Annotated in this window: 8 protein-coding genes; 5 read left to right on the forward strand and 3 right to left on the reverse strand. The window is 47.0% G+C overall.

Annotated elements, in window-relative coordinates:
* The first annotated feature begins 45 nt into the window (after nucleotides 1-45).
* Entirely contained in the window at nucleotides 46-1,020 is a 975-nt protein-coding gene (gene cysB / locus ACXAGC_RS17900) for an HTH-type transcriptional regulator CysB (protein ID WP_119501312.1), read from the forward strand.
* A gap of 47 nt (nucleotides 1,021-1,067) precedes the next feature.
* On the opposite strand, the gene ACXAGC_RS17905 is transcribed toward cysB, so the two are convergent.
* The 3 genes from ACXAGC_RS17905 to pabB form a co-directional block, all read right to left on the reverse strand.
* Nucleotides 1,068-2,441, reverse strand: a complete 1,374-nt coding sequence (locus tag ACXAGC_RS17905; RefSeq protein ID WP_474845938.1) for an L-serine ammonia-lyase — start codon at nucleotides 2,439-2,441, stop codon at nucleotides 1,068-1,070.
* Nucleotides 2,442-2,568: 127 nt separating this feature from the next.
* Nucleotides 2,569-3,144 carry a CoA pyrophosphatase gene (locus ACXAGC_RS17910; RefSeq protein WP_474845940.1) on the reverse strand — a complete coding sequence of 192 codons (576 nt, stop codon included), beginning with the start codon at nucleotides 3,142-3,144 and terminating at the stop codon, nucleotides 2,569-2,571.
* Nucleotides 3,131-4,558 carry an aminodeoxychorismate synthase component I gene (gene pabB, locus ACXAGC_RS17915; RefSeq protein ID WP_474845942.1) on the reverse strand — a complete coding sequence of 476 codons (1,428 nt, stop codon included), beginning with the start codon at nucleotides 4,556-4,558 and terminating at the stop codon, nucleotides 3,131-3,133. The genes ACXAGC_RS17910 and pabB overlap by 14 nt, the downstream gene beginning before the upstream one ends.
* Nucleotides 4,559-4,708: 150 nt before the next feature.
* On the opposite strand from pabB, the gene ACXAGC_RS17920 reads away from it, so the two are divergent.
* The 4 genes from ACXAGC_RS17920 (at nucleotide 4,709) to ACXAGC_RS17935 (ending at nucleotide 9,569) form a co-directional block, all read left to right on the forward strand.
* The gene (locus ACXAGC_RS17920; protein WP_119501316.1) at nucleotides 4,709-6,238 is read left to right on the forward strand and encodes a fumarate hydratase; all 1,530 of its coding nucleotides are present in this window, start codon (nucleotides 4,709-4,711) and stop codon (nucleotides 6,236-6,238) included.
* A gap of 91 nt (nucleotides 6,239-6,329) precedes the next feature.
* A complete protein-coding gene (rmuC, locus tag ACXAGC_RS17925; protein WP_474845945.1) occupies nucleotides 6,330-7,763 on the forward strand; it encodes a DNA recombination protein RmuC in 1,434 nt (477 codons plus the stop codon).
* A 238-nt stretch (nucleotides 7,764-8,001) separates the two neighbouring features.
* The gene (locus ACXAGC_RS17930) at nucleotides 8,002-8,691 is read left to right on the forward strand and encodes a hypothetical protein (RefSeq protein WP_474845947.1); all 690 of its coding nucleotides are present in this window, start codon (nucleotides 8,002-8,004) and stop codon (nucleotides 8,689-8,691) included.
* 44 nt (nucleotides 8,692-8,735) lie between these two features.
* Nucleotides 8,736-9,569, forward strand: a complete 834-nt coding sequence (locus ACXAGC_RS17935) for a DUF4393 domain-containing protein (RefSeq protein ID WP_474845949.1) — start codon at nucleotides 8,736-8,738, stop codon at nucleotides 9,567-9,569.
* The last annotated feature ends 218 nt before the right edge of the window (nucleotides 9,570-9,787 follow it).

Here is a 9,787-nt window from a genome sequence, read left to right on the forward strand (position 1 = left end):
CGGTAATCAGAACCAATACGTTCCAGCCGGTGAGGGACACACAACATGAAATTACAGCAGCTTCGCTACATAGTAGAAGTGCAGAACAACAATCTAAACGTATCCGCAACAGCAGAAAGTCTTTACACCTCACAACCCGGCATCAGTAAGCAGGTCAGGATGCTGGAAGATGAACTTGGTGTGCAAATCTTTGGTCGCAGCGGCAAACATCTGACTCACGTAACAGACGCGGGCAACGATGTGATTAACATTGCCAGAGAAATACTGGCCAAAGTTGAGAGTATAAAGTCTGTAGCCCGGGAGCATACGCTGCCTGATCAAGGCAAGCTGAATATCGCCACCACTCATACTCAGGCCCGTTACGCGTTACCTGATGTGATTAAAGGCTTCATGAATAAATACCCTAAGGTGTCGTTACATATGCACCAGGGAACGCCGTCGCAAATTTCTGACCTTGCAGCGAAAGGCGAAGCGGATTTTGCCATCGCTACAGAAGCGCTTCACCTGTACAACGATCTGGTGATGCTGCCTTGTTATCACTGGAACCGCAGCGTGATAGTGAATAAAGACCATCCGTTGTCGAAAAAGGGTTCAATTGATATCGCTGATATCGCCAAGTATCCGCTGGTCACCTATGTGTTTGGTTTTACCGGCCGATCGGAGTTGGACCAGGCATTTGAACGTGCCGGTCTGACGCCGAAGATTGTGTTTACTGCCACCGATGCTGATGTCATTAAAACCTATGTGCGCTTAGGTGTGGGGATCGGTGTAATTGCTTCTATGGCGGTGAGTGAAGAGCTGGATGATGATCTCGTGAAAATCGATGCGTCTCATCTGTTCGACTACAGCACTACAAAAATCGGATTCCGCAAAGGCTCGTTCTTACGTACTTACATGTATGACTTCATTGAGCGTTTCGCGCCGCATCTGACCAAAGACAAAGTCGAAAAAGCCATGATGCTGAAAAATAACGATGAAGTAGAGAAGATGTTCAGAGGCATTACGCTGCCGGTGAAATAACACCTTTGTGAAACAAAACAGGCCGGATTGTTCCGGCCTGTGTTTTATCAGCATTCGATAATATTAACCGCAAGACCGCCTCTGGCAGTTTCTTTGTATTTGGTCTTCATGTCATTACCGGTATCGCGCATGGTTTTTATCACCTTATCCAGTGACACTTTATGCTCACCGGAGCCGCGAAGCGCCAGACGGCTGGCATTGATAGCCTTGATGGCGCCCATGGCATTACGTTCAATACACGGCACCTGAACTAGTCCGCCGACCGGATCGCAGGTCAGTCCCAGGTTATGTTCCATACCAATTTCTGCGGCATTTTCCACAGCGGCTACAGTGCCACCCATAATTTCAGCCAGTGCACCGGCTGCCATTGAACAGGCAACGCCCACTTCACCCTGACAACCAACTTCTGCGCCGGATATAGAGGCATTTTCTTTGTATAAAATACCGATAGCACCGGCGGTTAGCAGGAACCGGGCTGCCGTTTCTTCATCAACAGGACGGATGAATTTATCAAAATATGCCAGTACAGCCGGAATGATGCCGGCCGCGCCATTGGTTGGTGCTGTGACGACACGGCCTCCGGCAGCATTTTCTTCGTTCACTGCCAGCGCAAACAGATTTACCCAGTCCATGGTTTGCATGGGATCGGCAGAGCGCTCAGATTGCAAACGGCGGTAGAGACCCGGTGCCCGGCGTACTACTTTCAGGCCACCCGGCAATATACCTTCATTATCAATACCACGGTCAATACAGGCTTTCATGACCAGCCAGATATCGAACAGCATGCGTTTTACTTCAGCGGCCGGGCGCAATACGCTTTCGTTTTTCAGCATCAGAGAGCTGATGCGTAAACCGTTGGCGTTGCACTGCTGGCACAGTTGTTCTGACGTTTTAAACGGGTAGGGCACAGACGCCTGCATAGCAATAGCAAGGGTTTTGGCTGCGTCAAAGTCTTCATCTTTAATGATAAAGCCGCCGCCAATGCTGTAATAAGTCTGGCTTTTAACCAGTTCATCATTGTCATCGTAGGCAAAGAATGTGAGGGCGTTGGCATGCTTTGGCAGCGTTTTACGGCGGTGAAAAATCACCGCGTTTTTATTTGGGAAGCTGACGCTGCGGGTACCGTTAAGCATCAGTTTGCCGGCATGGTGAATGGTATCCAGCATGCTGTCGATGGCATCAACGTTAATTGACTCCGGCAACTCGCCGAGTAACCCCAGGATTACCGCTTTACCGGTACCGTGGCCTTTGCCTGTTTGTCCCAGCGAACCGAATAATTCCACCCGCACAGACGCAACGGATTCCAGGCGGTTTTCACCTGCAAGTTCTGAGGCGAATTCCGCACCCGCCCGCATCGGGCCGACAGTATGGGAACTGGAAGGTCCGATACCGACACTGAACATGTCAAAAACACTGATCATACTTAACCGTTTCTCACTTTATTTTAATTATAGTTAATGATCATGCATCTGAACCGGATCAACTACAATACAGAAATCCTAATGCAGAAATAAGTAAACCTAATGGGATGTAAAGAAATGTTGATGGTCAGTCGTCACACAGGTGGGAAGACAGGTTTCTGAGTATGGCGGCGGTTGCACCCCAGATAAGGCGGTTTTGCCACGGCATAAAGTACACCGGGTAACGTTGTTGTTTACGCTCAATAAAGTGGGCGAAGTGATTCCGCCGGTCCATAAGAAATGCTAACGGTACTTCAAAAGCATCAGCAACTTCGTTACGGTCGATGGTCAAAACCGGGCAGGGCTTCACAAAACCGATAACCGGCGTCATGGCGTAACCACTGATTGTGCGGTATTCAGGCAGAGCGCCGATGACGTCGACCTCAGAACGGAGTAAGCCAACTTCTTCTTCGGCTTCCCTGAGGGCAGTATCTGCCAGTGTATTGTCCTGTGGTTCTGCGCCGCCGCCCGGGAAACTGATTTGACCGGGATGATGGCGTAAGTGATGCGCTCGTTCTGTCAGCAATACCGTCAGGCCGTCAGGATGATCGATCAGCGGGATGAGCACACCCGCTGCGCGCCCGGTTTTGCGCAGCGGGTAATCGGCTTCATAATCAATTTGCCGTAAATGATGATATCGCTGTAAAAACTCACTGCGGTTCACGCTTTGTCTCCAGTACCGGTAATATTTTCGAGACTTTATCCAGCGTTTCCTGATATTCATCCCCGGCAACGGAGTCGGCAACGATGCCACCGCCAGCCCAGCAATGCAGCCGGCCGTTTTCAGCCAGCAGGGTGCGGATAAGTATGCTCGAGTCCATGTCTTGCCTGTGTCCGATATAAAAAATACTGCCGCAATACACATTACGCCGGTCGGGCTCTAATTCATCGATAATTTCCATGGCGCGGATTTTCGGCGCACCGGTGATAGAGCCGCCGGGAAAGGCACCAGCCAGCAAATCAAGAGGGCTTGCACCTGTATTCAACTTTCCGGTGACCGTACTGACCATATGATGCACAGCTTCATAACTTTCAAGGGCAAATAGTGCCGGTACCTTCACAGAGCCGGGCTGGCAATGTTTACTCAGATCGTTTCTTAACAAATCCACGATCATCAGATTTTCAGCACGGTCTTTTTCAGCCGATAACAAATCTTCCGCGCTGGCACGGTCTTTTTCCTCATCGGCAAAGCGTGGACGTGTGCCTTTAATGGGTTTGGTTTCTACACAACCGTCTTTCACCGATAAAAAACGCTCAGGAGAAATACTCAGGATGGCGGCATCGTCGATGCGGATAAAAGCGGAAAACGGCGCTTTGTTTGCGGTGCGAAGGGTTTTGTAAGCGTCCCATTCGTTACCTTTAAATGTCGCGGTAAAGCGCTGGGCCATGTTGACCTGATAGCAGTCACCGGCGAGCAGATACTCATTAATAGTTTCAAGGGCGCTGATGTATTCCGGCTCCGTCAGGTTAGACTGCCAGGCGCCTGTTAATGAAAACGAGCCGGCTTTAGCCAGAATATCTTCCCGCGTTATGAAGTCAGGCTGTGAAGGTTTGTTATCCAGCCTGCAATAATATAATTTTCCGGTTTCGTTATCTTCAATCAGCGACTGGGAGTACAGTCCGGCAGCAAGATCGGGACAACGGTAATCATTGCGGGCTTTTGAAGGTAAGGTTTCATAGCTGCGTCCCAAATCATAACCTGCCAGCCCGACTGTACCTGTTTGAAAAGGTAACTGTTCAAGTATTTCTTGCGGTACATCACTCACTGTTTGTAACGCAGAAAAGTAATGGCGCTGAACGGTATCAAGAACTGCCAGAGGTTTACTGTTGATTTCAACGGAGTCATCAGAACCGAAACGGGATACTGTAGTGATGTTATTGCGGGTTATTACGATGATATCCGGTTCCCACACCATAATATTGAACCGGCCAAAGCGTTTGTCGCTGCCGGCAGTATCCAGCAGCATGGCATAAGGCTGGTGCTGCACGCTTTCAAAAAGGCCGGTCAGAGGCGGATAACCACTTATCTCTGATATTAACAGGGTAGTCGACGGCGGGGTGTACAGATGATCACTCATGGAAGAAACTAGCTTACTAACCTATATAAATAAAACGCATAACCGACACCAAAGTCGCACGTGTAAAGCGTGGTGCAGGTTGTCAAGATGCGCTAGTATACGCTTTTTCCTTTCCCTAACACCACAAAGGCTATAAGAAAAGAGGACGCCATGACCGTTATCCGTCAACAAGACTTCATCGATAGTATTGAAGATGCGCTTCAATTTATTTCCTACTATCACCCGCTGGATTATGTCAAAGCCGTAGAACAGGCCTACCTTAAAGAGCAAAGCCAGGCCGCAAAAGATGCCATGGCGCAAATTCTTATCAACTCCCGTATGTCTGCCGAAGGTAAACGTCCTCTGTGTCAGGATACCGGTATTGTTACGTGTTTCGTTAAAATTGGTATGGGTGTCACCTGGGACAAAACCGACCTGACTGTTCAGCAAATGGTTGATGAAGGCACACGCCGTGCGTATACCAATCCGGATAACCCGCTGCGGGCATCTATTGTTGCAGACCCGGCCGGTGCACGTAAAAACACCAAAGACAACACACCGTCAGTGGTACATATCGATATGGTGCCCGGCGAGAAAATCGAAGTGATGATTGCCGCAAAAGGTGGTGGCTCCGAGAACAAATCTAAAATGGTCATGCTGAACCCGTCTGACGATATCGTAGAATGGGTTGTCAAGACGCTGCCAACCATGGGCGCAGGCTGGTGTCCGCCCGGCATGTTGGGTCTGGGTATTGGTGGTACTGCTGAGAAAGCCGCGGTACTGGCGAAAGAAAGCTTAATGGACCCGGTAGACATTCAGGAACTCATCGAACGTGGTCCTGAAACTACTGATGAGAAACTGCGTGTTGATATTTTCAATGCAGTGAACAAGTTAGGTATCGGTGCACAGGGTCTGGGTGGTTTAACTACGGTTGTTGATGTGAAAATCAAATCAGTAGCAACTCACGCCGCTTCCAAGCCGGTTGCCATGATCCCTAACTGTGCGGCTACCCGTCACGCTCACTTCTACCTTGATGGCAGCGGTCCTGCTGATCTGAAAGCACCTAAGCTGGAAGAGTGGCCGGAAGTGACCTGGGAAGTGGGTGAGAATACCCGCCGTGTGAACATGGATGAAGTCACCAAAGAAGACATTCAGGAATGGAAAGTTGGCGAGACTGTTCTGTTGTCAGGAAAAATGCTGACAGGCCGTGATGCGGCGCACAAGCGCATTCAAACCATGCTCGAGAACGGTGAAGGTTTACCGGAAGGCGTTGATTTAAATGGTAAGTTCATTTATTACGTAGGTCCGGTTGATGCGGTAGGTGATGAAGTAGTAGGTCCTGCCGGCCCGACTACCGCTACCCGTATGGATAAATTCACCGATATGATGCTGGAAAAAACCGGTATTGCCGGCATGATTGGTAAAGCTGAGCGTGGCCCTGCAACTGTAGACTCCATTGCCAAACATAAGTCAGTGTATCTGATGGCTGTTGGCGGCGCGGCCTACCTGGTTTCCAAAGCTATTAAGAAAGCCCGTGTTGTTGCTTTCGAAGACCTGGGGATGGAAGCGATTTACGAATTTGAAGTTGAAGATATGCCGGTTACCGTTGCGGTAGACAGCACCGGTGCAAACGCGCACAAAACGGGTCCGGCGATCTGGAAAGCGAAGATTGAAGAGCTGGACAAAGAACTGGCTAAATAAACAGTATTTTTACTGTAAACGGGTACCTTCGGGTACCCGTTTTTGTTTGTGAGTGGCACAATAGACATTCAATAAAAATGAGAATGACACTATGGACGCGCTACTTTCCTCAACCTACTTCCCCGTTTTTACTGCCGTAATCGCTGCGGGTATTACCTGGCTCCTGGCGGCAATGCGCTCAAAGCAGCGCCGTTTACAGGATGCTCTTCAGATCAAGCAACTGCAGGACAAACTGGATGAAAAGCAGCAACAGTGTGAGCAACTTGATGACGAGCTGGCTGAATACCGTGAAAGGCTGTTTAATAATCAGGCGCAACTGGGAGAGCTTAGTCAGAAGGCAGCACTGCTGGCACCTTTAAGAGATGAAATTAGTGAACTTAAGTTGCAGTGCCGTGAAGAACAGCGAACCAATGCCGCGCTGACCGCACAATTGCAATCACAGCAGGCACAGTTTGATGAGGCCAGTAAAGCCAGTACAGAAAAATTAGCTTTAATGGAAGCGGCAGAAAAAAGACTGCAGGCGCAATTCGAAAATTTAGCCAACCGTATCTTCGAACAAAAAAGTGAGCGTTTTACACAAATTAACCAGACCGGCATGAATGCGTTACTGGAACCTCTGAAGCAGCAAATCGATACGTTCCGCAAGCAGATGGGCGAACAGCACAGCCGTGAAGGGCAGGAGAGAGCATCCCTTAAAACTGAAATTCTCACACTGAAAGAACTGAACAAGCGCATTACTGAAGAAGCGGCAGCGCTTACCAAAGCGCTGAAAGGTGATAACAAGCAGCAGGGTAACTGGGGTGAGGTTGTACTGGAACGTATTTTAAAAGAATCCGGTTTACGTGAGGGCCATGAGTTTGAAACTCAGGTGTCGGCAAAGGATGCGAACGGCAAATTGCAGCAGCCGGATGTTGTGGTGCATTTACCGAATGAAAAAGATGTCATCATCGATTCAAAAGTGAGCCTGCGCGCCTACGAACAATTTTTCAACTGCGATGACGAAGTACTGCGGGCCCGCTTTCTTACAGAGCACGTAAATTCATTAAAGTCGCACATTAAAGGCCTGGGCAATAAACGCTATCAGGATTTAAAGTCGTTGCGCACGCTGGATTACGTACTCATGTTTATTCCTGTCGAACCTGCATTTTTACTTGCCGTTCAGGAAGATCCGTCACTGGTATCGCTGGCACTGGACAACAACATACTGTTAGTCAGCCCCACCAATCTGCTGGTGGCGCTGCGGACTATCAACAACATCTGGCAATACGAATACCAGCATCAGAATGCTCAGCACATTGCTGAACATGCCGGCAAACTGTATGACAAATTCGTCGGCTTTACGGGTGATCTGGAAAAAATTGGTAAAAGTGTGGAGAGCACCCAAAAGGCCTACGAATCGGCGATGAATAAACTCACTGAAGGGCGGGGCAATCTGGTACGTCAGGTAGAATACTTCAGAGAACTTGGCGTACAGCCTCAGAAGAAGCTGTCTGCAGGATTAATGGTCGATGGTGAAAGTGAGTAATTTTTCTATTTAGTGCTTTTGAGCAGTGATATAGATGGATGAAATACACCATTTTTGAGACCTGGCTGTATTGTCGCTTTTTATCCACGCTCAGAAACCCGGATAACGACTAACAGATGGATTTGGTTGAATTTTTGGCTTAGTCTTGGTGTTATATAACGCAAAAAATACCCCAAATTGGTGTGTTTAAAACAGACTGTTTGGGATCTAAATAGTAGTTAGCTCTACAGGAGAGTATATGGACGTAACCGTAGAACTTTTAAAACCAATTCTCCCCACGATCATTTTGTTGATCGGGGGTAAATGGTTACTAATTCGATATGAGCTCGAAAAGAAGTTACGGGAACAGCAGATCGAATTATCTCGCGCCATTAGAGAGCAACAGTACATTGCAGTAAGTCGTTTGTATGAAGCTTTTTCTGAATTGATGGAGTTATATCGACTAGTAAATGGTTCAAATACGTATCCTGATGACGAAAACGAGCATTTGAACTTGTTGCAAAAGGCATCTTCAATAGATGCAAAAGTCGATGCTCTCATTTTGCAGATCTCATGTGAGTTTATAACTACCGAAAACTCTGCTCTTGAGGATTTTCTTGGACATATGCGGCAGTCAGTTCAACTTTGGAGAGAATGCATCAAAAGAAAGCAGAGACTTCCATTCGATGATAGTCATCAAAAAGATTACACAAAATTTAAGGAAACCTTTTCAGCAATAGCCTCCTATATGGTGCATAGAATACATACGGGACTAGAGCCTCCCAAAATGAGACTGTCAGAAGCTAGAAACCTAGTAATGAATGTATTCAGTAACAAGTACGAAACAGAAGAGTATCAATCCATACAAAATAGAGATGACTGGGTTGATCAGCTATTTGGTACAAGAGCTAACAAAAAAATCCAGCCGACGCAAAAGGCGCGCGGCTGATTTAGGCGTTAGGTTTTGAGTTCTAAACATGCAGGAATTTTTCGGTGACTGATAAAGAAGAAAGTAACAATGTAGAAGGGACCATTAATGCGGTTACTGGCTTGGTCAAGGAAGTTCCAATCTATAACGATGCCATTCAACCCTTTGCAAAAGAAGTCGGAAAATCTTTAGAGACTGTTGGTAAAACAGTAAATTTAGCATTAGCCCCCATTCGCGCGATGATCTGGGGCGCGGATAGAATCGAAGAATTTGTAAATACAAAAGTTGCAAAAAGACTCGAGCAGGTTCCGATTGAAAATATTCAAACACCAGACCCTTCAGTCGCAGGACCAGCTTTAGAATCACTAAAATATAATGGGCATAAAGAAACTCTAGCTGATCTCTATGCGAATTTAATAGCTTCTGCTATGGATAAAAGCTCGTCAAAGCTTGCACATCCAGGTTTTGTCGAAATAATTCGAAATTTATCCTCTGATGAGGCCAAAATTTTTAACTTTTTATCAACTGCGAATGTTCAACCTATTTGTAATATAAGTAGTTCAGTCCAAAATTCTAATGGAAGAAACATAGTTGCTGAACTTGTGTCCCATATCGGAGTAGACTCTAAAGTTCAGCATAATGATTTAATGCCAAGTTATCTTACTAATTTAGAAAGGTTAGGGCTTATTGATATACCGAGAGAGACTTATCTAACTCAAAAAGACTCTTACAAAAGGTTGGAAGAAGACCCTTCAGTTAGAGCACTTTTGAATCAGATAAATGCAGAAAACCAGGCACTAGGAATTACTGGCAAAATAGATAAATTTATCGTCAAGGTAACTCCATTTGGCAAACTTTTTGGTCAAGCTTGTGTGAAAAAACCTAACAAGCCACTATAGCCGCTCGCAGGCTCACTGGGACACAAACGCGGTGGCTGTGTCACTTCGTTCCGATTATAGCCACCGTGTTTGTGCCCCTAAGTGGGGTGTTATGTGCCAAAGGTAATTTAGTATATGTAGATGTTGTGAAAAGAACGTCCCAGTAGAGCGTCCTAGAATTTGCCCTGAGTGTAGACATGAATTTAAGGGAAATGGCTGGGATGGGATTGATGCTCACT

This window comes from Alteromonas sp. AWJ4_197 (genome assembly GCF_056160285.1).

What these genes read in the sequence shown, in the direction of transcription:
- cysB (WP_119501312.1), top strand. Translation starts at nt 46, where the DNA reads ATGAAATTACAGCAGCTTCGCTACATAGTAGAAGTGCAGAACAACAAT.
- ACXAGC_RS17905 (WP_474845938.1), bottom strand. Translation starts at nt 2,441, where the DNA reads ATGATCAGTGTTTTTGACATGTTCAGTGTCGGTATCGGACCTTCCAGT.
- pabB (WP_474845942.1), bottom strand. Translation starts at nt 4,558, where the DNA reads ATGAGTGATCATCTGTACACCCCGCCGTCGACTACCCTGTTAATATCA.
- ACXAGC_RS17920 (WP_119501316.1), top strand. Translation starts at nt 4,709, where the DNA reads ATGACCGTTATCCGTCAACAAGACTTCATCGATAGTATTGAAGATGCG.
- rmuC (WP_474845945.1), top strand. Translation starts at nt 6,330, where the DNA reads ATGGACGCGCTACTTTCCTCAACCTACTTCCCCGTTTTTACTGCCGTA.
- ACXAGC_RS17930 (WP_474845947.1), top strand. Translation starts at nt 8,002, where the DNA reads ATGGACGTAACCGTAGAACTTTTAAAACCAATTCTCCCCACGATCATT.